The sequence below is a fragment of the Planctomycetia bacterium genome (assembly GCA_016795155.1).
GTDB lineage: Bacteria > Planctomycetota > Planctomycetia > Gemmatales > HRBIN36 > JAEUIE01.
Genome location: JAEUIE010000032.1, coordinates 104,227 through 129,678 on the forward strand (window position 1 = coordinate 104,227; position 25,452 = coordinate 129,678).

Below are 25,452 nucleotides of genomic sequence, written 5' to 3' on the forward strand. Positions count from 1 at the left end.
TTGGGCGTATGGTGGCGTACCTTGTACATTTCTGGGCTTAAGCGGATGCAAGGGGAAACTCTGTGCATCTTGACTGCCAGAGATGGTACTTCGCTTAGTTCTACAATCCTGACACCGGTTACCCGAAACAATCTAGATACCAGGGGAAGCACAGTTTCTTTAGCGGATAGTATTCTTTAGCTTAATTGAAATAACTGCTTATCGCGGTACTCTGCTAAGGTCGCAGTTTATCCTTGACTTCGGTTCTCGGCAACAATAACTTTCAGTTAACTGCAAGGGATTGGAGGAAACACTTACTGCAGTTATTCATGAATTAACAGCCTTGAATTGGAGCAAACAATGGGGCCAAAAAGAGCCGTGGTTCTTTTGAGTGGCGGACTCGACTCCACTACGACCTTGGCCATTGCTAAGTCTCTGGGGTTCGAAGTTTACGGGTTAACATTTCGCTACGGCCAACGACATGATGTTGAGGTTGCTGCTGCGTCAAAAGTAGCTGCTGCATTTCAAGTCACGAAACATGTCATCTGGGCATTGGATCTTCGCCAGATCGGAGGTTCCGCCTTAACCAGCGACTTGCCGGTACCTAAAGGAAGGACGTCGAAGGAGATCGAGACTGGAATACCTGTTACGTACGTACCAGCTCGGAATACAATTTTTCTCTCGCTTGCACTTGCTTGGGCCGAGGTGTTAGGCGCGGGAGACATTTTCATTGGAGTGAACGCCCTGGACTATAGTGGCTATCCAAGGCGGTATCTCCAATGTCATCATCGCCATAGATATCTATTTCAGAGATAGCACGACCTGTTCTGGCTGCTAGAGTGATTTCCCATAAGAATTTCCACGGTAACCTCTGAGATTCCCAAGCGACATCGATCTTTATGCCACCCCAAAATGCCGTAGGCGGATCTTGCCGGAGCACTAAAGGAACTGTTTCGATCTTCTTCTCGTATTCTGTCTGTCGACCAGAGGAGCCTCCAAAATAATCCGCAGTTAGATTAACAGCATCGCATAGTTGATCAAGAGTTCCAAAATCGGGATTATGAATCAGTTGTTCGGACAATATCGTACCTCGACTAAGCGAGTTTTTCAGACTTAACCAACCTGTGTGAGGCTTCGGATGAAACGCGACGTAAGTTTGCGTCACGGCTATGCAGGCATTCCGTAAGGCATGTTCTTTCCCATTAAAACACATTAAGTTCAATTTGTAGGTGTTAAGTTCTATTTCCTCCATCCATGCTCGATAATCCTCCATAATGTACCACCACTTTCTTGGTGATAAATTGTGAGCATAGTTAGCCTCTGTCAGTTCATTTTTCAGTAACTCTGTGATCAGTTCGATTCTTATCCTCATGGTTCGAGTAATGTAATCGCCAATAGACCGCAGGAAAGGATTGGTGAAGACGTTGAGAGCTTCAATAACTTTCTTGTCAAATGCTGTTTTTTGCGTACGGTTGAACGTTTGTCTAGGTATGAAGTAATCGTCCGGATTCACCAAGTCAATCCAGAACCGTTCGGCAATAAACTTGATGGTATCAGTTTGCAGCAAATAAACCGGCACGTTATAGTCTGATTTCAACTTGGTCAATCTCCTGTGCAGCCCGGCAGCTAACCTCAAGAAATCCTTTTCTATTTTCCTGACTAGCCGTCTCTCTGGTGTTTTGCAACCTTTGGTCAGATGGGTTAGCGGCCACTTCGCATATTCCTGAAAACTAGGTAGTCGGCAGAGGTCATCAATTTCCAACACAAAATCATGCAGCCAGGCTTTAACTTCTGCTTTCGGAAATACTTGTGATCTCCTGTCAGTCGCAGCGACAAGAGTGTTAATCCGATTTTGTAGTGTTCTAAGGGATGCCACAATTCAACCAAGTCACGTTTAGGGCAGTGTTGCGGACTGCTGTGTCAGGAACCACTCTCGACCTTGTTTTTTTAGTGCAGTAGGTACTTTTTACACGGAAAATCAGCCAATGTAAACAAGATGTAAAAGCAGATGTGCAAGATGATGGACAGTTCAAGAGTCCATCGTGGAAATAGCCATGAACATGGCTGCTGGCGAAAATCTCGATAATCCTGCGATCACCGTTAACTCTACGGCATGCTCTTGGTCAAATCGCTTTGGCGAGAAGCATCGCTGGAGACGGCTCGTCGATCTGCCTGCCGGTTTTGCTTTGCCAAAAAAAATCCGAATATATCAACGAGCTAATCACTATTTGCTGCAGTGGTGGGAACCATCAGCCAAACGCAATCTAACCGAGAGGATCAATAGCGATTTGCTTGCCGCACTTACCAGAGCCCGCGAACTCGACGACCGCCTGTTAAACGTCAAGGCGACTGGTGCCGCTAAGAAGCGGGTCACTCATATCGAAATGGTTGATTGCTTTCAAAAGGACCTGGAACGCCGGGCTAACGCCGGCGAACTGGCCTTCTCGACGCCTGCCCGATATCGTTCTGCCCTTCGTTACTACCTACAGTTTTGCGAGTTACCGGAATCGGCAAGGACCTTTCCGTTTCCGGTTAGCGTCAATCGAGAATTCCGAATGGCGTTTGTGGAGTACATCATTCGGCTAAGGCTTGATGTTCGAGGGAGCAGTGAGACGGGATTTACCGGGTGTAGTCCTCATTATCTTCTGGACGTCGCCCGGGCGATGTACTTGTGGGCGGCTGATCCGGAGCTAGGCCACCTGTTACCTGAAAACTTTCACAATCCATTTCTGCGCGCTCACACAGGTTTGGCTCGCCTAGTCAAAGACCCGTTGGCTCCACCAGACATCACAACTCTGATGGCCTGTGATTTCCTTAGAGAGTGCAACCTTCAACAGCTGAGGCTGTTCGTTCCCATTGTTCTTTTTGGGCTGCGTGCCAGCGAACCATGCTTCCTATTTCATGAACATGTAGTCGGGGACTGGCTTCGTGTGCCAAATCTGCCTGAGCTGGCATACCAGACGAAAGGGAAGCGCGAGAAGCGATTCCCACTTGTTCCCGAGCTTGCAACATTCTGGCTGCTGCTGCATGGTCCATCACAAGAGGGCCTGCTATTTATCAAGCCAACCCACAAATGGGAATGCATCGAGTCCAGCAATTCCTCAATCGCCCTACAAACTGTCGTACAACAATTTGTAACCAAAATGAAGAAAGCAGGGGATTCTCGTGCCGCAACACAACTCGGTATCAGAACGGAGGTGTTCCGTGCAGCAGGCGGAATAGACTATGATTTCATTGAGGATGAGTTCAAGAAGATTGCAAGACGGTTGAATTGGCCTCGAAGGGCTACCCTGAAAGACTTCCGTCACCTGTTCTGCACAACACTCAATAACTCGGGAATGCCCGAGGTCTATCGCCGGTATCTCATGGGGCATGCACTGGGGAAGGGCGCCATTCTGAATTACACACATCTGGATGAGCTGCAGCGACACTATCGGAAGGCTCTCCTTTCGGAGTGGGGTACTTTGCTTGAGACGATTGAGAAACTCGCTATATCGTTTAGCACAGATGTTACTTCCAATGAGGTCCGACTTGCTGGATGAGATAGTTGTCACACAATCTAAGAATTGATCCGTGCTGCATACAAGTTGAGCCGGCAGGGAACCAGGCTGACCTGGCTCCCTGCATCAAGTAGTTAATAGTTGGTTCCTGTTTCGAGCAGTTACCCCTTGGTATTGCCCCTCGAACTGAACGGATATTTCAACTCGAACTTCTTGGAGGTGTTGATTCTAGAAGTTCGATTGATTGAAGAGGACGTAGTCCGATATCTCAGCCTCGATTTGTGAACCCGATAAGTCAGGTCCTTTTTGAGATGCAAAGATCTTCCATATCTTTTATTCATGATGCACCTGTGGCGAGGTTGCGTCACTTTCTGAGCGTGGAACCATTTCCCACCCTGGATCAATCGTTGGCTTCTTGCAGCAGAGCATCGTCATCAGTTTGTCGATGAGATCTTCGATCTGTGGAAGAAGCCAGTCTCGCACTTGTACAGAGCACTGGTCGTACGCCTTGAAGTAGATCCAGGAACTGGATTCAAGTGCCTCCGGTTCCTGCATCAACTGGTACCAGGTATCCGAATTGCATTCGATAACCCCTAAGCCACCGGGGAGACAGATGACTGCCTGGAAACAAACACCCGAGTCTTGGGTGCCAGCTGTCACCTCAGGAGGGAGGGTCAGGATTTCGCTGCCCAGGAAAGCCTGACCAAGCAGAACGCCAGCGGAAATCAGACTATCCAGCCATGGCTTTAACCGTTCCACATGCGTGTCAGCGAGTTCCGCATTCTGGAACATCTGCAGCAACCGAGGTTGCTGATCTTTCAGGATCGTATCAATTCGATCCTTCAACTCCTTCATAAGTTCGATTCCTTGACCAGGTTTCAATAACCGTCAATGCTCTCCGGCCTGGAGCGTTGCAGCTGATGGAGTAAGCGCTATGTTGTCCATCAGAGAATGATGACAGGATTCAGGCCGAGATTAAGCTGCTGGAACCTGACAGCTTTCTGTCATTAATGACATGGCACCTAAGACCACAGGAATCTGAACTTCCTTTCAGTCAACGTGCTTGTTAGCTTGCAGCATCTTGAAGGAGAAAGTTGTGGCAAATGAACTTTCCGATGATGTTAAGAAGGCCCACGTCAAAGAGGCAATGAGGCGATTGGATCATGACGCCTTCTTCACTCGACTTGAGCAACTTGGTATCAAAGCTTCGGATGAAGACCCTGGTGCAATGATTCCAATTGATGCGGACTCCTTATCACGGGCAAGAGATTGTTGCCAGCATAAGGAGCAATCGTTTTTGGGACAGAACACCAGAGATTGGGAATTGTTTGATCAACAAATCCGGGAGTTCGTGAATAATAGACGCGATAATGACGAACTGGAAGCGATCCTGAAGCAGGTTATCGACCAGTCTTAGGCTCGCCTTTCTGCCCATCCGCCCATTGTCTGCCCATGGCAACTGCCGGACAGGCATCGAGTGCAGCAAACAGTTGTTCTCGTTTTGTTTCTGGCTGCGTGTGAGTGTACACAGCGGTCATGGCGAGCCCATGGCCGGCACTTCTCGATCCGGAAAGGACATGCCCCATCAGTTCATTCCGTATCAGAGGATCGACTCGGCCTTTCTGCAGCGCTGTGGCAAACAGGTGCCGGAGCATTTTGGGAGATGAATAGCTCGGTAGGCCCATTTGAGTCGTTCGACGCATGAACTGACGGCGTATCACATCCTCCTCAATGGTTCCCATTGATTGCCACAGGCTCTGGGCCATCTGCCTTTTGCCTAGACGCCCTAGTTCCTTCTGGTCCGCCATTCGGCTTTTGATGCTTCGTTCCAGTTCAACCTCCATCAGTTCCTGATGCTGTGCAAATGCTGGCAACCGCTCCAGATCGTATTTGCGCCGAGTGAATACTGGGCCGACTTTTCTTCCCGCAAGGTGGAGACTCAGGACATCCACCAGGACCGGATGGAGAGGGATTGATCTTTCGTTTCTGGTCTTCACCTGCCACATGAGCCGGGGCTTGTTGCGGACATGGAGAATGCCCTGCTCGAGGTCAAGATTGTCGGGTAGCAGGAGGTGACAGAGTTCGCCAGAGCGTAACCCGGTCAGCATCAGCGTCAGGAAAATCGGGAACTGCCAGCGATCACATCCGTCCAGGAAATTGCTTTCCTGCTCAGAAGTAAAGAGGTGGATAGGCCGATGGACTTCGATCGGGATTCTATTCAGCTCCAGTTCTGCGAAGGGATTCTCGGCATAGGGCGAGAGATGCCGCCGTTTCAGGGCAAAGGTAAAGAGTGCCCGACAGCATTCCAGGATGTACTTCAGCCCCTTGTCCATCAAGGGACGCGGAGTGGTGTTGCTGTGCCCGTTGGGAGACACCTTCAGCCTTCGCAGATAGCCGACAAACTCCTCGGCATGGGAGATGTGGAACAGCGATGTATTACGGACCGGCCGCTGCATCAGAAATCGCACTAGATGCTCGGTAGCAGTCCGGTAGCGGTTGACCGTCTGCACGGATGACCGCAGGATCATCTCGTGATGCTCCAGCCAGCGCCGGCGCAATTCGACTATGGTGATCGGCTGAAAGCTGAGAGCTGCCGGGATGTTGTTTTCCAGCTGCGAGTTGATCTGGGCGGCCATCTGGCGGGCGGCTGTAACGTCTTCTCCTACTCGAGGTCGTTGCCGCTTTCCCTGCTCGTGGTAGCAAAGGTACCAGACAGACCCACGTAAATAACCCTGAACTTTCCCGATACGAAACGACTCGGCTGTCCTGCGCATTGCATCCTCAGAGAATCCCCCTTCCCCAAAACGCCACAAAAACTGCCACAAATCGGGGGTTCCGAGGATCGCTCAGAAACGCAACTGCCCATGGGACCAAGACTTAGGTCACATGGGCATACAAGTCAGCGGAGAGGAAGGGATTCGAACCCTTGATGCCCTTGCGGGCATATCGGTTTTCGAGACCGACGCATTCAACCGCTCTGCCACCTCTCCAATTCCTCTAACCACCCGGTGATGTGGTGGTAATGCGTTCCAGTTTATTGTTTTGACCCACCATGGCGACCTTGGGTTCAATAGGCTTGTCGCTTTGGGCAAAAGCCATGATGATCAATTTGTCACCAATTTCAGCCAAACGGGCTGCTCCACCATTCAGAGTGCATTCACCCGGTTTTCCACCAGGTAACACGTAGGTGATGAATCGTTCGCCATTTTCCACGTTTACCACCTGTACTGCTTCATTGACTTGAATGCCCGATGCCTGCAGGAACTCTGGTCCAAGCGTGACTGAACCGACGTAATTGACGTTCTTGTCAGTCAGGCGGATGTTGTGAATTTTTCCCAGTAAATACGTTCGTAACAGCATGGTTTCGCAGCCTCGTATTCGTTGGGCTAACTTACTGAAGGTTGCATAACAGGCCAGTCTGAAGACTACTTACTGCTGGTCAAAGGCTTACCTTCTTCGAGAAATGTTTCTTGAAGCGTGAGGCCGAGAATAGTCGCCTGCTCTCGCCTTGCGAGTATTTCCCATGGTGTGCCGGGGTGTTCCTTGATGATCCTGTTCAATATTTTCTGTCGTTCGGAATCATAGGTGCGAGTTTCTTTCTGTTCCAGTTTGCGTTGTGGAACAATAATCCAGCCATTATGATTTTTGGCATCTTTGATTTTGGGTGTGTCCTTCCTGAGTTTGTTGCCAAGGACAAAGCTGTATTCCTGCACATGAGCCAGTTGAGCGAGGAGCCGGGCCTGGGTGAAATCGAAGTGAGCCTGCCAGCGGGGGGAAGGTTCCTCGTCACGTTTTTCAGACAGTTTTTTCATCTCCTCCAGAATGTCAGACAATTCAGCGGTGACAAATGCAGGTGTTTCCTGCTCCTTTACCATTTTCTTTTTGAATGCAGTTTCGTCGCTCTCTTCTACAAAACGGGTTTTGAAAGATTTCATCGAACGATCAATTGCCCGGATGGCTTTCACTGTCATGGCTCGCAAAGGCCATTGGTTCAGCTTTTCTGACAGTTCTTTGGCAGACTGGTAGTCGGGCTTATATTTAGCAAATAGTGCCTGCTTCAGGGGTGGGAAACTGCTCGGACTGATCCTGCGAGTCGGGTCACTTTCAATTCCCGCCTCTTGGATTACCATGGACAATTCCTGCCCATTTACCAGATCCGATTTATTCGTTGGCACTACCAGTTTGACAGCAGGTAAATTCTCATGAAGCGTTACCGGTGTAGCTTCCGTCGGTTTTTCCTTGCCCAGAAGTTGCGGAGTCTGAACAAGCTCTCTATCTTTCAGATACTTTGCAGTGTCCGTGCTAACTTGTTTCGCAAGCAGAACCAATGGCAAACTACTTGTTTTCAGTGCAGGGTCTTTATCGATCAACTTCCAGTTGCGCTCAATACTAAGGGTTGCCAATTGGCAGATGGTATCCATGAAGACAGTTCCATTCTGCCCGGAACTGTTGATGCCATACGAAAACTGCCCAGCCTGGCAGGGTATCCAAACTTGAACTCCGTCTGGCATGTTTCTAAGCTCCACATGCATTTCTTCAATCAATGGACCGCTGGCAAGTCGAATCATTCCTGCTTCCGGATCGTTCTGAGCAATATCCAGAATGAGCAGTTTCTGACGTGCCGGGCAATTCGCCAATTTCTCATAGAGCCAACTCAACGGAATCATATTGTTGCTCAGGCGGGCATCTCGTTCAGCATCAGGCTTGGCGCCTTCGAGAGGCAATTCACCATCGACAGGGATCAGGTATGTTTTGCCACCAAGATAACAGGCATGCACGCAGAGAGTCAGCACGACTCTCTGAGCAGGCAGGCTACCTGACAGAAATTCGCTGATGGTAGCTTGTATAGTTTCTTTCGTTGGAACTGCTGGCTGGTGATCATCCACATCGCTAAGCACCATTACCTGTTCGCGTGGGAAAGACAACTCGGTTACAAGTACCCGTCGCAGGTTGATCAGCCCCAGAGGATCTTTCTGGAATGAGCGTTCGGCACGATATCCTGGGTTGAGCGGGTTCAAATAGAGGTAGTTTCGAATGCCGATCAATAAAGCCCGTCCGGGGTAAGGTGCCGGTATGCGTGCAAGATTACGACGGTTTTTCCGGGCTGGCGATGAGTCCTGAAGCTGAGTCAAATCCCCTGATCGTTCATCCAGTTTTTCCTTTGTGGTGATCAACAATGACGACTGCGGTTCATTCTTGCTTGCTTGAGCTTGTGACGTCGCCTGGTTCATCCAGGCAAAGATTTTGTCTTTGAATACCACAAAACCAGTGGTGATGGCTCCAATAGCAATCACCACCATAGTGAGAAAAATGTAAGTACTGCTTCGTTGTTGCCGTACCATCCGGCTGGAGTAGGGTATCACTTCGTCAGCTTGCTTGCCCTCTTTTTTCGCATTTTGTAGGGGTGCTTTAGACACTCCCGCTTTTCGAACAAGCTCATTCATTTCCGGAGAATTTTTACGATCTGAAGCAGCCATGAAAGTCTTGGAGCAACCTTTGCAACGAACGGTGCGGCCCAGTAACTCCGAAGGTATTTTGAGAGCCTTTTGACAATGAGGGCACTGCGATGTAACGATTGCACTAGCCATAAATCATATCCTGAATGTTCAGATTGTTATCTTAACATAGACTGTAGTTGGCATGGAAAAAATATGCAGTACTATGATTCGCCATACATGGGATCGAACAGCCTGGCAGACTGCACGCGAAACTCATCAGCAGCGGGTTCAATTCTGGATTAACGATAGAGTGGAGCGAAGTCTTCGCAACGAAAAGCATCCAGTCTACGATTTCCTATTCGAATATTACACGTTCAGGCCAAGTCATCTGGGCCGATTTTCCCCTGGAATGGGTGTTCTGATTCAAGGCGTGCCAGCGGAAAGTCTGGATTGGTCAACATATTATCAACCGGTAGATGGTGGCATTGCTATTACTGCCGATACATTTCCCGTCAAAAGGCTGCCTCTGGTGCGCTGGGGCGTCCGTTTTCTGGAACAGACGCTGGAACGTCCGCCCGTATGGCACTGTTTTGGATTGCACGAATGGGCCATGGTCTATCGAGCCATGAAAGGCCGGCACGAACAGGTTCCGTTGCGTCTCAGCAGCGATGAGATCGCTCGATTAGTTGAAGAGAATCAGCTTTGCTGTACCCATTTCGACGCTTACCGGTTTTTCACACCGGAAGCGAAGCCGCTTAATCGAATGCAACTCAACCGGCTGAGTCTCAATGACTATGATCAGCCGGGCTGTATCCACGTCAACATGGACTTGTACAAGTGGGCGTTTCACCTGGCTCCGTTCATCAGCAGTGAGTTGATTGCAGACGCATTTGAGCTGGCTGTTGCTGCTCGTGAAGTGGATATGCGAGCGAGCCCCTATGACCTGAAGCAGTTTGGCTTTGAGCCGATTTGCATTGAAACGAAAGCCGGACGTGAAGAATATGTCAGAAATCAGCGCATGATTTCAGAACGCGGCATACCGGTTCGCCGGAGATTGCTGGAAGCCTATCGTTACATTGAACGCGGAGTAACGGCATTGACATCACAATTGTCTATTCAAGGTGCAACCGTTTTTTCCACGTCGATCAACTCGTGATCGCCCCATGATTCTGCTGCCTCGATGGGTTCGAGGTGAATGGTGACATCTCGCTGAGGATCGGCTTGCAGAAGTGATAGCTCCAGGTCATGCGCAAACTGATGGGCGTCAAGCAAAGTCATGCTGCCCGGCACCAGTAGATGAAATTCAATCAGTCTGCGAGTTCCTGCAGTGCGAGTTCGCAAGGCATGAAATGTCATGCCTTCTTTGAGTTGCTGCTGGATATTTCGCCGCAATTCATTCAGTTCTGGAACGGGCCAGGCTCGATCCATTAATCCATCAAAGGAACGTCGGATCAGCAGTAAGCCTGTGGCCAGGATGTGCAATGCTACCAGTATCGCCACGATAGCATCAAGCCAGACCCAGCCCGTCAACCATACCAGCGTCAAAGCTGCAATGACTGCCAGGGATGTATAGACATCCGTCATAAGGTGACGTCCATCCGCTTCAAGAACAATGGATCGATGCCGTTTGCCTTCCCGAAGCAGAAAGTAGGCAGCCAGGAAATTAACTAGGGAAGCGGCGACGCTGCACAGCAATCCCAAGTCGAGGTGTACCAGTTGGTGAGGTGCTAGCAGATGTTGAACGGCTTGCCAGCAAATGGTAACGGAGGCAAACAGAATCAACATGCCTTCCAGACCACTGGAGAAGTAGGCAATTTTTTCATGACCATAGGTGTGTTCTGCATCGGGTGGGCGGGAAGCATACCACAGAGCCACCAGTGCAAGGGAACTGGCAACCAGGTTTATCACTGATTCCATCGCATCAGACAATAAGCCGACCGAACCGGAAATGAACCATGCTGCAAATTTCAGCAAGATGGTTAGCACTGCAGCCATGATGGAGAGATAAACAGGCCAGCGGGGTGGTTGCACGCGAACAGGCATGCTGGACATTATGCTTTACCTTCTTCATCGTAATTCCACTGTCTGCGGAACCACGTGCCAACATGATCCAGCTGAACATAAAGTACCGGCACGTAAAAGAGCGTTACCAGTGTGGAAAGGACAATACCACCGATGATGGCCAGTGCCAGCGGGGCACGCGTTTCCGCACCAGCTCCCAGACCGTATGCCATGGGTACTGCACCTGCAATGGTAGCCAGCGAGGTCATCAGAATCGGTCTTATACGCATCACACAGGCTTGATGCATGGCTTCTTCCGCGCTCATTTTGTCTGTTACACCCAACTCTCCATTCTCCAGAGGTTTTGAATCAGCGTCCAGTTCATGTCCACAGGCACTGCCTCTACGCACCTGACTGGCAAAATCGACCAGAACAATGGAATTTTTCTTTACCAGGCCAGCCAGCAGTACCAGGCCGATCATGCTCATAAGATTGAGCGTATCTCCGGTATACCAGAGTGTCGCCAGTGCTCCTGTCACGCCAAAGGGAACAGCCATCAGAACGGTAAACGGATGCACAAATGAATTGAACTGCACCCCCAGAATCATATACGCCACGACGAAGCCGAGAATCAATGCCCACCAAAGGCTTTTCATGGTCTGCTGCATAACCTGAGCATTGCCGAGTGGGACAATGAAATAGCTGCTTGGTAATTCCAGCTCCAGCCTGACTTCTTCCGCAATTTCCCTGCATCGTCCTAGTGCTTCGCCCTGCGATACACCAGGCGACATGTTGGCGCTCAATTCAATCTTGCGTCGTCGGTTGTATCGATTGATTACAGGCAGCGTCGATTTCATCTCTGTGGTGACCACATCACTCAGTGGTATCAGGTTGCCGGACTCGGTCTTCAGGTGTACCAGTTTGAGTTGATCAGGACTGGCTCGCTGTGTCTCCAGAAAGCGAATACGGACATCATATCGATGATCGTCATCGGTAAATCGCCCCACACGCAGGCCGCCGATGGCGGCATTAATGGTAAATCCCAGGCGTTGCATGGGGATACCCAATTGCTCTGCTTTTTCGCGTTCCGGGATGATGTGTAATTCCGGCATGCCGGGGCGATAATCAGTGTTAACATCATTGATGAGCGTGGTGTCAGTCATTCTTTCCCTGATACGTTCAGCGAATCGAATGACTTTCTCCCAGTCCGGTCCCTGTACTGCGAAATTCACGGGATAGCCACGTGTGGCTGCGAAACCCTGTGTTGACAAATCCAGCACGACTGCTTTCATGCCAACAATACCACCCAAACGTTTGCGTACTTCGTTAATTACCTGCGTTTGCGTCATGCCACGCATATCCTTAGGCATCAGACGACAGAAGATGGTACCTTCACTGATCAACTGCCCGGGGCGAATCGAAACAGCTGCAAACATGGTTGCCAGAATCTCCCGACCTACTGGATCACGCAGTTGAATCAGAACATCTTCCGCTTTTTTCAACATTTCATCGACATAATCGATGCTGCTGCCTACCGGACAAATCACCGTGCATACAAAACGAGATTGATCTTCGCTGGGCACCAGTTCCATACCGATAGGTTTCATGATCAGTGTTTCTTTCCCCAGCCAAGAAGAGAGTGGAGCAGGCAAGGGGATTTCTACGCCGATAAGGAAAAGTGCAGCAGATCCGGCAATGAGCAGACTGATGATGGTCACCAGCCATTTCAGTTTTAATGCCCATGAGATCAGCCAACCGTAAACAGAAGTGATTCCGCGCATCAACCAGTTGATGGGACGAATTAGTATTGGTTCGATGATGCACCGATCCAATACCCAGTACAGGAATCGAATGGGATAGATCAGAGTAAGCAACAGTCCAGCTTTTGCGAAAGGTAGCCTGTATGGCATGGCTCGGCTATGCTCACGAATATCCAGAAACCGCGAGCATAACATCGGTGTAATGGTCAACGATGTGAGTAATGACAGCAGAACAGCAACCGTAACCGTGATGGCAAATTGATAAAAGAAAGCGCCAATGGCGCCTTCCAGAAATGCCACGGGGATAAAAATGGCTGCAATGGAAAAGGTGGCAGCACTGGCAGCAAAGGTAATTTCTCTCGCCCCAATCCAGGCTGCCTGCATGCGATTGACTCTTTCCTTTTCGCGATCTGCCGCACGCTTCTGCTGTTCACGAAGTCGATAGATATTTTCAAGCACTAATATGGCATCATCGACTACCACACCAACGGATAACGACAACCCGAGCAGCGTCATGAAGTTGACGGTAAAACCCAGATAACGAATGACCATGAAGGTGCCAATGAGCGAGATTGGTATGGAAAGGCAAACATTGATGGTGGTTCCCAGTGATCCAAGAAAACAGTAAGTAACCACCGCTGTCAGCAATACGCCAATCAGCAATGTTTCTTTTACTTCTGCGATGTCGTCTTTAATGAACAGGGAAAAATCAGTTGAAACACTCAGGCTCAAATCATCAGGCAGTTTTCGCCTCAGTTCTGGTATTTTTCGTTTTACTTCATCACAGACTTCTACCACGTTGGCTCCCGTGGCACGTAGCACGCCAATTCCAACACAGGGTTCTCGGTTGAACCGTGCCAGGCTGCGGCGATCATCCAGTCCATCTTCAATAACCGATAGATCGCCAAGTTGAATCACCTGGCCAGTCGAAGATGTTGTGAGTGGTAGTTTTGCAAAATCATCAGTTTTTCTTGCCTCACTCAACACCCGTACCTGCAGTTCACGCTTGCTGCTTTCCACCGCTCCGGCAGGTTTTTCGACATGTTCCCGTCGCATGGCCTGTACAACATCAACCGCATCCAGCCCGAAGGAATGTAGTTTGGGAGCATCGAGCCAGACTCGCATGCTTCGACGGCGCATACCGCCGAAGAACACGCCGCCGCAGCCTTTAATGCTCTCGATATGCTGTTTCAGTTCATCCTGTACCAGTCGGTTGATTTCCGCAGAAGAACGCGGCCCGTGCACTGTCAGCCAGATGACCGGAAATCGGTTGAAATTTATTTTCGAAATGACCGGAGGGTCTATGTCGCTGGGCAGGCGATGCATGGCAGCCTGCACCGCATTCTGTACGTCTTTCAATGCTACATCAACATCGCGTCCCAATCGAAAATTCACCGTAACTGCACTGACACCTTCAGAGGATGAAGATTGAACGTAATCAACAGCTTCCACGCCAAACACTGCATCTTCAATGATCTCGGTGACATCGAGATCCATTGATTCGGGACTGGCGCCTTCCCAGAACGTGTTGATGTTAACAACGGGAAAATCAATTTCAGGAAACTGGCTGATTCCCAGCCCCTGATATCCCAGCCAGCCAAAAACCACCAGAGCCGCTGAGAGCATGATGGCAAACACCGGATTGCGAATGCTCAGATCAGATAGGCTCATGCCTGGGAAAGCCTCGTGGGCCAGAAAGGTGGCACAGGTATTCCTGCCAGTTCAGGCCGACAGAAAGGTCTGTACCACTGCACTATTGCATTGACGAGTAACCTGGCAACCTGCTGGTGAGTTATTGATTAGAAACGTCTGCCATCAATTGCCTGGCGATCTTGTAAGCGTGTTTAAGTGTGATCACTCTTGCCTCTATCTGTTCAGGTGTGAAATAACGTCCATGTTCTGAATGAGGCAGTCCAGCAAGCTCCACGGTTACGGGTAACAACTGCATGAATTCCCGCATGCGCTGCTGCTGTTTTTCTGTATCGTTCATGTGCAGACTCCTGGTACCTGCATTCAGAGTATCGTACCCAGGATCGGCAAGGAAGAGAAAAAATACTGTTCAACGAAAAAGCCGAGGCAACAACTGCCACGGCTCTAACAAGATTGCAGTATCGATTAGCTAACAGGGTGAGACGTTAATCATCGTCGTCATCCAGATCATCGTCATCCTCATCTTCATCTTCGTCGTCCTCATCGTCTTCGTCGTCGAGGTCGTCGTCGAATTCTTCATCGTCAAAGTCTTCGTCGTCGAGGTCTTCATCATCGAAGTCGTCATCGAGGTCTTCGAGATCATCATCATCGAGGTCTTCGAAGTCGTCATCCTCTTCATCGTCTTCGTCTTCATCGTCTTCGTCTTCTTCGTCTTCATCCTCTTCTTCGTCATCATCATCCTGCTTGCGGCGACCGGCATAGGTACCAGGAGCTGAACCGCCCGGAGCCAATGTACCAGCTTCGCCAAGAGGCCAAGCCAGAGTGCGACGAACTTGATCCAGAACCAACGCCATAAGCATGGAATAATCCTCGATGAGCTAACAGTTTCCATCAATGCACAGGAGAAGTATTTCCTAAGTTGCCTTACGCTCCTGCTCAGTGCCAGTTTCTTGGTTAGTAAGAGTTTCTGTCCTTGTCAAGCCGACGTGGGATAATTCCTATGAAGCGTAGAGTCTGCCTGAACGGGTAATTGAATCATCGCTCCGGGAATCTATAATACGCCGGTTGCCAGGGTGGTGTCTGGTGAGATAATAACGGGCACCAGTCCATGGATCAATGATTCACGAGAAAATTGCCCAGGAGCTACGGATGTCTGCAGATTCCGGCGTTGCCCGAACCACGGAACCTCAACGATCTCGACCCTGGTCGATGCTGTTTCGCATCTTCGAGCTGTCCCGGGATCTTTACAAGATCATCATCGCCATCGGCGCCGTTATAATCCTGACCATTGGATGGACAATCCTGGGCTGGATCTTCGGAATCGGGCATGATCATCACGGCACATGGCCTGCCAATGCCGATCGTGGCCCCAATCCTTTCCTCGTTGTCACTACTCCAGCTGAACGCAGCCAGCTATTTACCTGGCAGCTTTGGTTTGGCCAGAAAGACCAGGATCCACCACTACAGGTAGAACCCTTCCGCCAATTCTATCAGCCGGTAATCGACCTGGTGCATTACAGCCCCATCGGTCATGGCTGGCAAAACTGGTGGTACTCGATGTTCGGCGTAGTATTCACTCTGATCATCTGGGGCATGGCTGCTGGCGCCATCACTCGAATTGCCGCCATGCAACTTGCACGTAATGAACGAATCGGGTTGGGAGAAGCGCTGGGCTATGCACGTCGCAAGCTGTTTGACTTTATCATCGGGCCTGCCATACCGCTGATTATCTTTGCCATTCTGGCGCTGCTCAATGCACTGGGTACGTTCATCCTCACCGTAGTACCCTACCTTGGCTCCGTTCTGACAGCCATTCTGTTGCCTTTGCCAATTCTTTCGTCTTTGGTGATGGCTGTCATGCTGGTGGCGTTTATTGGCTGGCCCTTGTTCTATGCTACCATCAGCGTGGAAGGCAGTGACAGCTTTGATGCACTAAGCCGTACACTCGCATACATCACCCAGGGGGCATGGAGCTACATCAAGTACGCTGTTTTTGCATTTGTCTTCAGCGTGGTCGTTGTATTTCTCGTGGTATTGCTTGCTTCAGGCAGTATTTACATCGTTCGCTGGAGCATGGGCCTGGCTCCTGGCCTCAGTTGGCAGGATACTGGAGATCCGGTTGGTTCAAGCTTTGCACTGGCTCCATGTTCTTATCAATGGCGCGATCTACTGGTTGGACGTGATCATCCCATTATCCGGATTCACCAGACTTTGAATGAGCAGTTGCTTCAGCCCGGCAAGTTGCTGGCATTTCAAAAAGGCCTGGTTGAGAACAAGCCACTTAACGAACTTCTGGATGCTGACATCATCAAACGCACAGGATTTGGTGAAAAGCCACCTCAAGGGACCGAGTTGGCAGTCTTGAAAGATTTCTACACCGGCAAAAAGGTTGATGATCTGCGCGACCCACAATCAAAGTTCAATTTCCTCTGGTCGTATATGAATGGTGGTCAGAAGCTGGCAGCCTATATTACCGGTTTCTGGACTCACGGCCTGTTCCTCTTGCTCGTCGGATTTGCCTACTGCCTGTTCTGGTGCAGTGGAACCGTTATCTACTTCCTGCTGCGAAAACAGATTGATGAAACAGAATTTGACGATGTTTATATCGAAGATGAACAGGACTTTGCACCGCCTCCGTTAGTCAGTACGCCCTCGGCAGCTGATCAAGGACCGGTTGCGCCTCCACCCGTGTTGCCCATTACGAATCAGGCATCAGTACCCACTGATACCCCAGCCGATCCGCCAGGCAGCACTCCTGGGAGTTGAGTAATAACGGATTAACACACCCCTGTTGCAATCATCAGGGGTTTCGCATGAAGCGAGGATCGTCATGCCACGCAAGCTGGCGTTATTTACAGGCCCCTGGTCAGACATTCCGCTGGAAGAACTGGTGAGCAAAGCCCATGAATGGGGTTACCAGGAACTCGACCTGGCATGCTGGGGCGAACACCTGGCTGTTCAGAAAGCACTCTCCGAACCTGATTATGGTAGGTCCATTCTTGAATTACTTGCAGAACACAATTTGAAACTGAATGCCATCAGTCAGCATGCTGTTGGCCAAGCTGTTGCCGATCAATTGAGCCATTATCATTCAACTACGTTGCCGGAGTGGGTTTGGGGAGATGGTGTGCATGAAGCAGTGCATGCCCGTGCAGCACAGGAAATGATTGATACCGCCAAAGTCGCACAACAGCTGGGCGTCAATCTGGTACATGCTGCTACGGGGTCACCATTTTCTCTTCAACATCAATGGCTTGGCTATGGTTCACCAGAAGTTACTGTACAGTGCTGGAAGATATTTACCGACAGATGGAAACCCATTCTCACCGAATTTGAAAAGATGAACATCATGCTGGCCTGTGAAGTCGGCCCGGCACAAACTGCTTTTGATATCTACTCCACGCAGGAAACCATACAGGCACTGGAAGGTCAACTTTCCTATTCGCTGGCTATTTCTCCTGCTGCGTTGCATTGGCATGGAGTCGATCCGATCGAATATCTACGACAGTTCAGTGATCGCATCAGCCAGATTCTGGTACAGGATGTTGCAGTGACTTTGAATGGTCGTTCCAGTCTGCTAGGCTCGCTGCTGCCCGATGGCGATTACCGCCGGGGCTGGAACCATCGTGCTCCAGGGTATGGCAATCTCGATTGGCCATCACTGTTGCGAACGCTGCATCAGATTCATTATGAAGGCCCGGTGACGGTATGCATCAAGGATGCAGATATTAATAAAGACCACGCTGCAGCGGAAGCAGTGCATTTCATCCGGCGACTCGATTATGAACCGGCTTAATGATCAAACCGGTTATTCATGAGCCTGATTTCGTTGACCGGTATTTTCATTCAAAATGCTTTGAAACACATTGAAATGGATTGATACTCTATAAGTATTATGCCAAGAACCAGCAGCATCATCCGAAAGACCAACGAAACGCAATTGCAGGTTGATATCAACCTGGATGGAACCGGCGTCGCGCACATCAATACGGGCATTGGTTTCTTCGACCATATGCTGAACCTGCTTGCCCGGCATTCACTGATTGATTTGACCGTAGAGGCCAAGGGTGATTTGCAGGTTGATCCCCATCATACCGTGGAAGATACCGGTATTTCACTTGGCAAAGCAGTGTGCCAGGCTTTGGGAGACAAGGCAGGTATTCGTCGCTATGGTCATTGCATACTGCCGATGGATGAAACACTGGTGACGGCAGCGGTGGATTTCAGTGGCAGACCCTACCTGGTCTGGAAAGCAGAAATACCGCCGGTTAAGCTTGGTGATTTTGATGCAGAACTAGCGGAAGATTTCTGGCAGGGATTTGTAACACAAGCACAATGCAATTTTCACATTATTCTTCACGATGGCCGTAACACCCATCACAAAATAGAAGCTATATTTAAGGCTGCAGCACGAGCCATTCGTCAGGCTGTTGAGCCTGACCCTCGCCTGCCGGATGTCATTCCATCTACCAAAGGCACTTTAAGTGCCTGATAATTAACTGTGGCAGGGTTATTCGGTACACCGAATGACCCTGCTGGATGTGCAAGAAAATCGTATTTTCGCAGGGTCATGCATGACCCTGCCACGACTTGCTAACTTTCGATAAGTGTGGAAAGGTCAATACATGGCACGCGGTGATCTGGTTCTGGGTATCACGGGAGCCAGTGGTGCACCCTATGCCATTCGATTACTGGAAATGATGGTGAAGGCTGGGCGTCATGTTCATGTCACCATGAGTACTTCTGCACTTCAGGTTTTTCAGGCGGAACTGGGAGTGCTGCTCGATCAGAAGCAGCCCGTGCTTTCAGATTTATTACCAAGCGATCTGGAGGCTGACGTTCATCGGCTAGTGACTTATCATCACTACAAAAACCTGTTTGCAGGGATAGCCAGTGGTTCGTTTCGTACCGATGGAATGGTGATCTGCCCCTGCAGCATGGGTACTGTAGCAGCCATTGCTCACGGCTTGTCACAAAACCTGATCCATCGTGCAGCAGATGTACATCTCAAAGAAAAGCGCAAGCTGATTCTGGTGCCACGCGAGACGCCATTAGGCTTGATTCAATTAAAGAACCTGGCAACATGTGCGGAAGCAGGTGCTTTGATTCTGCCAGCCATGCCTGCGTTTTATACCAAGCCGGAATCAATTCAGAATATGGTCGATTTTGTGGTTGCTCGCATTTGCGATCAGTTGCAGATTGATAATCACTTATTGAAACGATGGGGAACCGAGCAGGGAGAAGAAGGGTGATTGATGTTCAGGGACAGATTCTCATCCTGGGTTCACACGGCCAATTAGGTCGTGAACTAGCTGCTTTATTACCCGCTGAGCATTGTTTTCTTGCAACTCGCAACGATGCAGATCTGGCAGTTGCCGGTGAGGCTGATGCCTTAATCCATCGACTGCAACCATCACTGGTCATTAACTGTGCAGCTTACAACCTGGTCGATCAGGCAGAAAAATCACCCGATGATGCCTGGAGAAACAATGCAGTTGCAGTTCGGGAACTGGCAAAAGCCTGTGCATCGATCAATGCAACTTTGGTACATTTCAGCACCGACTATGTCTTTGGATTAAACACCAGCCGTAAAGAACCTTATTGCGAAACAGATGCACCGGGGCCGCTGTCAACCTATGGCATCACCAAGCTGGCAGGCGAATACTTCGCTCAAGCATTCTGTCCAAATCATTTGGTGATTCGAACTTGCGGCCTATATGGACATCATGGAGCAGGGGGCAAAGGCACCAATTTCGTTGAAACCATGCTGCGGTTGGCGAAGTCCGGCAAAACGATCCGTGTGGTGAATGATCAAAAGCTGATTCCGAGTTCTGCGCGTGATGTCGCGAAAGCTGCCTGCTCACTTTTCCAATCCAATGCCAGGGGTTTGTACCATCTGACCAATGCAGGCGAATGTTCCTGGTTTAATTTCGCACATGCCATTTTTGAATTGTCTGCAGTCAAAGCGGATCTTCAGCCAATCAGTTCGAAAGAGTATGGCAGCCTCGCAGCCAGGCCTGGCTATTCAGTTTTGCGTTCCCAGTTTTCAACAACACCGGCTTTGCCACACTGGAAACAGGCTTTACAAACCTATCTGGAAAATCGGACAGCGAGTTAACTCTGCATGCCATCCCGGAGTGTATAGGCTAGGGGACCGAAAATAAAAATGGGCATCCAACCTGCCAGTGCTGTTGAGATCATTTCACGTTCGCCCAGATATTTCCCAATCATCGTTGTCACAAAAACGCTGGCAGCGGCAGCCAGGCAGAGTCCTGTGTTCAGGAAGATATTCCTGCTCGATTCCCGTAGAATTATACCCATACCCAGGGTAATAGAAACGAGAGTCACCAAGGGGGCTGCCAGGCGCTGATGCAACTGGGTAGCCAGTGCAGGCAATTGTTGTGCGCCGGTTGATTCCATTTCCTGGATTATTTCACCCAGGCTGGCAAACTGAAACCACATCTTATTGCGTGTGATACGGCGAAAATCCATCTGCTCAATTTTCACAAAGGTCTGGCCTGTGCTGAGGGGAATCATGACTCCTCCCAAGCCACCTGCTGGTGGTTCAGCAGGCGTGGTGTTATAGAGCAGCCAGCCAGGACTGTTCTGCCTGGAGCCATCGGGCAGAATAGTGCCTTCCGGAAAGAACCGAGCTTCTTTGGCGAAGATGTGATACATGGTGCCACCAAGTTGGGTTGGCACTGTGCAACTCATATTACGAACCAGTTGCTCAGCAGGAATAGCGCGTGTTCCTTCCAGTAAAACTCCCGTTCGGTCAAATCCTCCGGTGATGGATTTCGCTTTCTGGCCCGTTGGATCCGCAGCACTGTGTTCCAGTTGGTCGGATAGTAAAGGCATGATCAATTCACGATTAATCGTTTGCAGCGTTAGAAAGAATAGGCAGCCAATGTAAATGGGCCTGACGATGCGTCGCGTGGGTATTCCTGCGGAAAGCAGAGCGACCATTTCATTTTGTCGTTGTATCCAGGCGATGGTAAATGTACTTGCCAGCAGGAGTATCACACCGCAAAGTCGATCAAAAATCAGCACTAGTTGGTAGCTGTAATAGATGGAGAGTGTTTCCGTTATCGTCTTCTGCATGAACCGCGATGCCTGCAACAATTCCTCAAAATGGCTGAATGCATCAATGATGACGTAGAGACTGACCAGGCTGACAAAGAGCGCCAGCCAGGCTTTCACAAACGTCTTGATCAGGTAGCGGTCGAGGAGGATCATGGGGGGGTGGCAGCTTCTACCTGCGATGAGGATTGATGCATGGCATAGCGCTGTGCTCGTGGTACATAATCAACCAGGTAATTTTTGATGTAAGGATTCTTGACATGGCACTGCTTCAGGCTGAAGCCATTGGTCATCAATTCCTGTATAGCTGCATCGGGTGTCCAGCCTTCATATTCAATGCGATAAAAAGCAGCCATCGTTCCGGTACGGTGTAACCCTGCTTTGCAATGAAGGAGAATGGGGTAGGCGTTTTTGTCGTCACACACAGCCAGGAATTTTTCGATGGAGAGAGGTTCGCCTGAAGCTACCAGCTTGGGTGGCATATAAACGTAATTTACGCCCATCTGCTTGCAGAAAGCAGACTCACGCATCTTCGAATCTGACAGCCGCGGATCGACATCCTCATCCTGCAGATTAATGATGGTTCGAATGCCGTATCGCTGAATGACATCTTTAAAGCCTGCCATAGTCAGTTGACCGCAACGATACATCTTGCCTTCGGTAACGACGCGGATGCGTTTTGTTTGAACGTAGTGATAGCGATAGTAGGCCACGGGCAGCGCAAGGGTTGCCAGGGCAATCAACCCAATAAGAAAACGTGTCACCAGCAGGCGGACCATGCGGGTATCCTTCCTAATTTACCAGATCGACATTTCCTCTAATCAAGTTGAACAACAACCAGTTTGGCAGCGAATTGTGGCGAAAATCGGTGTTTTGGGCAAGATCATTCGATTACTGCTGCATGGTCATGTACAAATTGACAAATTTCCCAAGTTTCGTTGAAGTTGAAATTGATAGGCTGAAATGCAGCCAAGAGTGGAAGATATGAAGCGGATTCATCTCATTGTGGGTTGCGGTGGGTTGGTGGCATTCATTGCCTCTGGGCTTTACATGCATTTTGGCCATGATCATCTTCGTGGCTTGAGTGATGTACTACGACTGCAGTATCGCTCTACACATCTGTACCTGCTGTTTACATCGTTGATGAATTTGATTTTGGGAATCTATGCCACAACACAGTCGCACTGGCGCTATTGGCTGCAACGGGCTGGTTCCGTTCGGGTCATCATCAGCCCGGTGCTGGCAGGATTGGGATTTATCTATGAACCTGGCTTATCAGACCTTTACAGGCCATTTTCGTTCTATGCAGCGACTGCCTGTCTAGGTGGAGGGGTGCTGCATGGTTTCAGCAACATTTCATTTCAGCTTAAACGTGAAACAAGCGTACAAAAGCATCCCGATTAGCTATTCCCTAGCCCCATGCTGGTGCTTAGGATGAAGTTATCAGTTCTTTATCTTACTGCGTGAGGTTCCCATGTCTGCGCCAGATTCACTTCCCTTGCGTCGCATTGACCATGTCAAATTTTTTGTCGGCAATGCAAAACAATCCGCTTACTTTTATCGCAATGCATTCGGGTTTGATGTACTGGCGTATGCCGGCTTGGAAACGAAAGTGAAGACCGAAGCCAGCTATGTGCTCAAGCAGGGACTGATTACGTTTGTTCTGACCTCACCCCTGCATGAAGACCACCCAGAGAATTACCGGTTGATGAAACATGGCGATGGTGTTATGGACATCGCCATCGAAGTTGATGATGTTCAGAAAACCTACGATACTGTCATCAAGCGTGGTGCCAAAAGTATCCTGGCACCCAAAACTCTTGAAGATGAGCAGGGACAGTTGGACATTGCCACGATTGCAGCATATGGCGATACCCGACATTCATTCATCAATCGTGATCGATACAAGGGTGTATTTGCCCCGGGCTATAAAACACTTGACCCTGACCGCTACGGTCCACCACGCATGCAACCGGTGGGACTGAAAGCTATCGACCATATAGTCGCCAACGTGGAAGAAGGTCGCATGCGCGAATGGGTGAAATGGTATGAAGACGTCATGGGGTTCTCGCTGCTGGTGAGCTTCGATGATAAAGATATCAGCACTGAGTATTCAGCTTTGATGTCCAAGGTCATGCAGAACGGCACGGGAAAGATCAAGTTCCCCATCAACGAACCAGCACAGGGAAAACGCAAATCACAGATTGAAGAGTATCTCAACTTCTATCATGGCCCTGGAGTGCAGCACATTGCTTTAGTAACTGGTGATATCGTTAAAACTGTCAGTGCCATGGTGAATAATGATGTCAGTTTCCTCAGGGTGCCTCGCGATTATTACGACACACTGACGGATCGCGTGGGTAAAATCAACGAGGATATCGAATCCCTGGCACAACTGGGTATTCTGGTTGATCGCGATGAGGATGGATACCTGCTGCAGATTTTCACCAAACCAGTTGAAGATCGGCCCACGTTATTCTTCGAAGTGATCGAACGCCACGGTGCACGCAGCTTCGGCAAAGGTAACTTCAAAGCATTATTTGAATCTATCGAACGCGAACAGGCCAAGCGAGGCACTCTGTAACTTTCCGACTTCCGCAGCCTTGAAAATCCTACGGAGGGACTATGCGTCAACGACACCGCACTCCGTCAATTTTCAGCATGTCCATGCTGGATGTTCTGTGTTGCGCTCTCGGTGCAGTTATTTTGCTTATGTTGTTGAATTTTGTGACTGCATACAACAAAGCTCAGGCACTCACAACCACGCAGCATGAATTGAAATCCAGCACTCAGAAACTCGAGGATCAACAGGCTAATCTGCAACTGGTCCGTTCTGACCTTTCCACCTCGCTGGAACTGGTCGATCTACTCAAATCCCAAGTCAAAGAGCTGACGAGTGAACTGGGGAAATCTCGCAACACTGCCAATACCGATAAAGCTGCTATGGAGGCCAGGCTGAAGAAACTGCAGCAGGAATTGACAACAGCGCAAGCATTATTGAAACAGGCTCAATCCGATCAGGAAGCTACCGAGGCATTGCTTGCTCAAGTAAAGACAGACCGACAGGAAGCACTCGATGCTGCCAAGTCTGCGCGTATGGAACTGAATAAAAAGGGCGAAAAACTATCTGCAACGGAAGATCGCATACCACAATTGCAGAAGTCACTTTCCGATGCCATGAACCGTAGTGAAAAGGCTCAGGAACGCATTGTTGCCTTGGAAGCAGATCTGTTGAAATTGCGCCAACAACTGGAAACAGCAGGTCTGAAGCTTGCCAATTCTGAAAAGGAAAAGTTGGCTGCACTCGAAGTTGCCAAACTAGATGCTCAAACCCTGCGAAAACTCCTTGATGAACAACAGGCAACCAGTGGCCGATTGAGAACCCAGTTGCAAATTGCCTCCAACCGTTTCGCCGGTGTCGATCTGGCAGGCAAACGAGTCATTTTCCTGATCGACAAATCAGGCAGCATGGGTGCTATTGATTCCAACACCATGGAACCGGGAAAATGGCCAATCGTCTGCCAAACGGTTCAGCAAGTACTCAAGAGTTTGCCAGATGTCGAGAAGTTTCAAATTATTGTCTTCTCAGACAAGCCCGAATATCCCATGGGAAGTGCTGACCAGTGGATTGATTTCGATCGTGCCAAATCAGCAGACGCAGTGCTGGCAGCGTTGAATAAAGTAAAACCCGAAGGCAACACGCACATGTATTCCGCCTTCGAAACTGCCTTTAAGTTCAAGGATCAGGGATTGGATGCTGTTTATCTGTTTTCCGATGGCTTACCTAATATTGGCCCGGGCTTGCCTGCTAATCCGCCCACCGATGAAACGGCTCAGGGTTCACTCTTGGGGAATCACCTGCGTAATGCCATACGGCAGCAGTGGAACACGGCATCCACCAAGGTGCGAATTCATGCCATTGGCTTCTTCTACGAAAGCCCCGCACTGGGTGCATTTTTGTGGGGCTTAACCAGAGAAAATGGCGGCAATTTTGTGGGTATGAGCAAACCTTAGCCTTCAGCCGTTTCATACATTAGCAGTACA

23 protein-coding genes, 1 tRNA gene and 1 pseudogene are annotated in these 25,452 nt (G+C 49.6%); 12 read left to right on the forward strand and 13 right to left on the reverse strand.

Annotated features, from left to right (window positions below; all coding sequences use genetic code 11):
- Positions 1–339: 339 nt before the first annotated feature.
- Positions 340–795: a 7-cyano-7-deazaguanine synthase gene (locus tag JNJ77_12750; GenBank protein ID MBL8823452.1), complete on the forward strand. Its 456-nt coding sequence runs from the start codon at positions 340–342 to the stop codon at positions 793–795.
- Here the strand turns inward: JNJ77_12750 and JNJ77_12755 are convergent.
- A complete protein-coding gene (locus JNJ77_12755) occupies positions 707–1,855 on the reverse strand; it encodes a hypothetical protein (GenBank protein ID MBL8823453.1) in 1,149 nt (382 codons plus the stop codon). The genes JNJ77_12750 and JNJ77_12755 overlap by 89 nt on opposite strands.
- Before the next feature lie 178 nt (positions 1,856–2,033).
- Between JNJ77_12755 and JNJ77_12760 the strand changes: the two genes are divergently transcribed.
- A complete protein-coding gene (locus tag JNJ77_12760; protein MBL8823454.1) occupies positions 2,034–3,521 on the forward strand; it encodes a site-specific integrase in 1,488 nt (495 codons plus the stop codon).
- A gap of 291 nt (positions 3,522–3,812) precedes the next feature.
- On the opposite strand, the gene JNJ77_12765 is transcribed toward JNJ77_12760, so the two are convergent.
- On the reverse strand, positions 3,813–4,334 hold the full coding sequence (locus JNJ77_12765) for a hypothetical protein (protein MBL8823455.1): 522 nt from the start codon (positions 4,332–4,334) through the stop codon (positions 3,813–3,815).
- Positions 4,335–4,575: 241 nt separating this feature from the next.
- Between JNJ77_12765 and JNJ77_12770 the strand changes: the two genes are divergently transcribed.
- Positions 4,576–4,896, forward strand: coding sequence for a hypothetical protein (locus tag JNJ77_12770; protein MBL8823456.1), 321 nt, complete (start codon positions 4,576–4,578; stop codon positions 4,894–4,896).
- Here the strand turns inward: JNJ77_12770 and JNJ77_12775 are convergent.
- From JNJ77_12775 to JNJ77_12795, 5 genes and pseudogenes are all read right to left on the reverse strand, one after another.
- A complete protein-coding gene (locus JNJ77_12775; GenBank protein MBL8823457.1) occupies positions 4,880–6,253 on the reverse strand; it encodes a tyrosine-type recombinase/integrase in 1,374 nt (457 codons plus the stop codon). The two genes, JNJ77_12770 and JNJ77_12775, sit on opposite strands and share 17 nt — an antisense overlap.
- A 129-nt stretch (positions 6,254–6,382) precedes the next feature.
- A tRNA-Ser gene (locus tag JNJ77_12780) sits at positions 6,383–6,469 on the reverse strand.
- A 7-nt stretch (positions 6,470–6,476) separates the two neighbouring features.
- Positions 6,477–6,839 carry an aspartate 1-decarboxylase gene (locus JNJ77_12785; protein ID MBL8823458.1) on the reverse strand — a complete coding sequence of 121 codons (363 nt, stop codon included), beginning with the start codon at positions 6,837–6,839 and terminating at the stop codon, positions 6,477–6,479.
- 65 nt (positions 6,840–6,904) lie between these two features.
- Positions 6,905–8,896: a caspase family protein gene (locus tag JNJ77_12790; protein MBL8823459.1), complete on the reverse strand. Its 1,992-nt coding sequence runs from the start codon at positions 8,894–8,896 to the stop codon at positions 6,905–6,907.
- A gap of 54 nt (positions 8,897–8,950) precedes the next feature.
- Positions 8,951–9,067: pseudogene (locus JNJ77_12795) on the reverse strand (hypothetical protein).
- A 73-nt stretch (positions 9,068–9,140) separates the two neighbouring features.
- On the opposite strand from JNJ77_12795, the gene JNJ77_12800 reads away from it, so the two are divergent.
- Entirely contained in the window at positions 9,141–10,073 is a 933-nt protein-coding gene (locus JNJ77_12800) for a 3-methyladenine DNA glycosylase (GenBank protein ID MBL8823460.1), read from the forward strand.
- Here JNJ77_12800 and JNJ77_12805 read toward each other — a convergent pair.
- The 4 genes from JNJ77_12805 to JNJ77_12820 all read right to left on the reverse strand — a co-directional run bounded on the left by JNJ77_12805 (position 10,034) and on the right by JNJ77_12820 (position 15,188).
- Positions 10,034–10,969, reverse strand: coding sequence for a cation transporter (locus JNJ77_12805; GenBank protein MBL8823461.1), 936 nt, complete (start codon positions 10,967–10,969; stop codon positions 10,034–10,036). The two genes, JNJ77_12800 and JNJ77_12805, sit on opposite strands and share 40 nt — an antisense overlap.
- On the reverse strand, positions 10,969–14,349 hold the full coding sequence (locus tag JNJ77_12810) for an efflux RND transporter permease subunit (GenBank protein MBL8823462.1): 3,381 nt from the start codon (positions 14,347–14,349) through the stop codon (positions 10,969–10,971). Before JNJ77_12810 ends, JNJ77_12805 begins: the two co-directional genes overlap by 1 nt.
- A gap of 121 nt (positions 14,350–14,470) precedes the next feature.
- Positions 14,471–14,668 carry a hypothetical protein gene (locus tag JNJ77_12815; protein ID MBL8823463.1) on the reverse strand — a complete coding sequence of 66 codons (198 nt, stop codon included), beginning with the start codon at positions 14,666–14,668 and terminating at the stop codon, positions 14,471–14,473.
- Positions 14,669–14,813: 145 nt separating this feature from the next.
- Positions 14,814–15,188, reverse strand: a complete 375-nt coding sequence (locus JNJ77_12820; protein MBL8823464.1) for a hypothetical protein — start codon at positions 15,186–15,188, stop codon at positions 14,814–14,816.
- Positions 15,189–15,477: 289 nt separating this feature from the next.
- On the opposite strand from JNJ77_12820, the gene JNJ77_12825 reads away from it, so the two are divergent.
- From JNJ77_12825 to rfbD, 5 genes are all read left to right on the forward strand, one after another.
- Entirely contained in the window at positions 15,478–17,094 is a 1,617-nt protein-coding gene (locus JNJ77_12825; protein MBL8823465.1) for a hypothetical protein, read from the forward strand.
- Positions 17,095–17,158: 64 nt separating this feature from the next.
- Positions 17,159–18,124, forward strand: a complete 966-nt coding sequence (locus JNJ77_12830; protein MBL8823466.1) for a sugar phosphate isomerase/epimerase — start codon at positions 17,159–17,161, stop codon at positions 18,122–18,124.
- A gap of 99 nt (positions 18,125–18,223) precedes the next feature.
- Positions 18,224–18,820: an imidazoleglycerol-phosphate dehydratase HisB gene (gene hisB / locus JNJ77_12835; GenBank protein MBL8823467.1), complete on the forward strand. Its 597-nt coding sequence runs from the start codon at positions 18,224–18,226 to the stop codon at positions 18,818–18,820.
- A 133-nt stretch (positions 18,821–18,953) separates the two neighbouring features.
- Positions 18,954–19,580, forward strand: coding sequence for a UbiX family flavin prenyltransferase (locus JNJ77_12840; protein ID MBL8823468.1), 627 nt, complete (start codon positions 18,954–18,956; stop codon positions 19,578–19,580).
- Entirely contained in the window at positions 19,577–20,446 is an 870-nt protein-coding gene (rfbD, locus tag JNJ77_12845; protein ID MBL8823469.1) for a dTDP-4-dehydrorhamnose reductase, read from the forward strand. Before JNJ77_12840 ends, rfbD begins: the two co-directional genes overlap by 4 nt.
- Here the strand turns inward: rfbD and JNJ77_12850 are convergent.
- Entirely contained in the window at positions 20,443–21,564 is a 1,122-nt protein-coding gene (locus JNJ77_12850; GenBank protein MBL8823470.1) for an LptF/LptG family permease, read from the reverse strand. The two genes, rfbD and JNJ77_12850, sit on opposite strands and share 4 nt — an antisense overlap.
- Positions 21,561–22,187: a tyrosine-protein phosphatase gene (locus JNJ77_12855; protein MBL8823471.1), complete on the reverse strand. Its 627-nt coding sequence runs from the start codon at positions 22,185–22,187 to the stop codon at positions 21,561–21,563. Before JNJ77_12855 ends, JNJ77_12850 begins: the two co-directional genes overlap by 4 nt.
- A gap of 205 nt (positions 22,188–22,392) precedes the next feature.
- Between JNJ77_12855 and JNJ77_12860 the strand changes: the two genes are divergently transcribed.
- The 3 genes from JNJ77_12860 to JNJ77_12870 all read left to right on the forward strand — a co-directional run bounded on the left by JNJ77_12860 (position 22,393) and on the right by JNJ77_12870 (position 25,422).
- The gene (locus JNJ77_12860; protein MBL8823472.1) at positions 22,393–22,812 is read left to right on the forward strand and encodes a hypothetical protein; all 420 of its coding nucleotides are present in this window, start codon (positions 22,393–22,395) and stop codon (positions 22,810–22,812) included.
- A gap of 70 nt (positions 22,813–22,882) precedes the next feature.
- The gene (hppD, locus tag JNJ77_12865) at positions 22,883–23,992 is read left to right on the forward strand and encodes a 4-hydroxyphenylpyruvate dioxygenase (protein ID MBL8823473.1); all 1,110 of its coding nucleotides are present in this window, start codon (positions 22,883–22,885) and stop codon (positions 23,990–23,992) included.
- A gap of 41 nt (positions 23,993–24,033) precedes the next feature.
- Entirely contained in the window at positions 24,034–25,422 is a 1,389-nt protein-coding gene (locus JNJ77_12870; protein ID MBL8823474.1) for a VWA domain-containing protein, read from the forward strand.
- Positions 25,423–25,452 lie beyond the last annotated feature (30 nt).

Coding starts and splice junctions, on each gene's coding strand:
- JNJ77_12785 (MBL8823458.1), bottom strand. CDS start 6,839: ATGCTGTTACGAACGTATTTACTGGGAAAAATTCACAACATCCGCCTG.
- JNJ77_12855 (MBL8823471.1), bottom strand. CDS start 22,187: ATGGTCCGCCTGCTGGTGACACGTTTTCTTATTGGGTTGATTGCCCTG.
- JNJ77_12765 (MBL8823455.1), bottom strand. CDS start 4,334: ATGAAGGAGTTGAAGGATCGAATTGATACGATCCTGAAAGATCAGCAA.
- JNJ77_12750 (MBL8823452.1), top strand. CDS start 340: ATGGGGCCAAAAAGAGCCGTGGTTCTTTTGAGTGGCGGACTCGACTCC.
- JNJ77_12805 (MBL8823461.1), bottom strand. CDS start 10,969: ATGTCCAGCATGCCTGTTCGCGTGCAACCACCCCGCTGGCCTGTTTAT.
- JNJ77_12830 (MBL8823466.1), top strand. CDS start 17,159: ATGCCACGCAAGCTGGCGTTATTTACAGGCCCCTGGTCAGACATTCCG.
- JNJ77_12775 (MBL8823457.1), bottom strand. CDS start 6,253: ATGCGCAGGACAGCCGAGTCGTTTCGTATCGGGAAAGTTCAGGGTTAT.
- JNJ77_12760 (MBL8823454.1), top strand. CDS start 2,034: ATGAACATGGCTGCTGGCGAAAATCTCGATAATCCTGCGATCACCGTT.
- hisB (MBL8823467.1), top strand. CDS start 18,224: ATGCCAAGAACCAGCAGCATCATCCGAAAGACCAACGAAACGCAATTG.
- JNJ77_12800 (MBL8823460.1), top strand. CDS start 9,141: ATGATTCGCCATACATGGGATCGAACAGCCTGGCAGACTGCACGCGAA.
- JNJ77_12825 (MBL8823465.1), top strand. CDS start 15,478: ATGTCTGCAGATTCCGGCGTTGCCCGAACCACGGAACCTCAACGATCT.
- JNJ77_12860 (MBL8823472.1), top strand. CDS start 22,393: ATGAAGCGGATTCATCTCATTGTGGGTTGCGGTGGGTTGGTGGCATTC.
- JNJ77_12870 (MBL8823474.1), top strand. CDS start 24,034: ATGCGTCAACGACACCGCACTCCGTCAATTTTCAGCATGTCCATGCTG.
- JNJ77_12840 (MBL8823468.1), top strand. CDS start 18,954: ATGGCACGCGGTGATCTGGTTCTGGGTATCACGGGAGCCAGTGGTGCA.
- JNJ77_12810 (MBL8823462.1), bottom strand. CDS start 14,349: ATGAGCCTATCTGATCTGAGCATTCGCAATCCGGTGTTTGCCATCATG.
- JNJ77_12815 (MBL8823463.1), bottom strand. CDS start 14,668: ATGAACGATACAGAAAAACAGCAGCAGCGCATGCGGGAATTCATGCAG.
- JNJ77_12820 (MBL8823464.1), bottom strand. CDS start 15,188: ATGCTTATGGCGTTGGTTCTGGATCAAGTTCGTCGCACTCTGGCTTGG.
- JNJ77_12850 (MBL8823470.1), bottom strand. CDS start 21,564: ATGATCCTCCTCGACCGCTACCTGATCAAGACGTTTGTGAAAGCCTGG.
- hppD (MBL8823473.1), top strand. CDS start 22,883: ATGTCTGCGCCAGATTCACTTCCCTTGCGTCGCATTGACCATGTCAAA.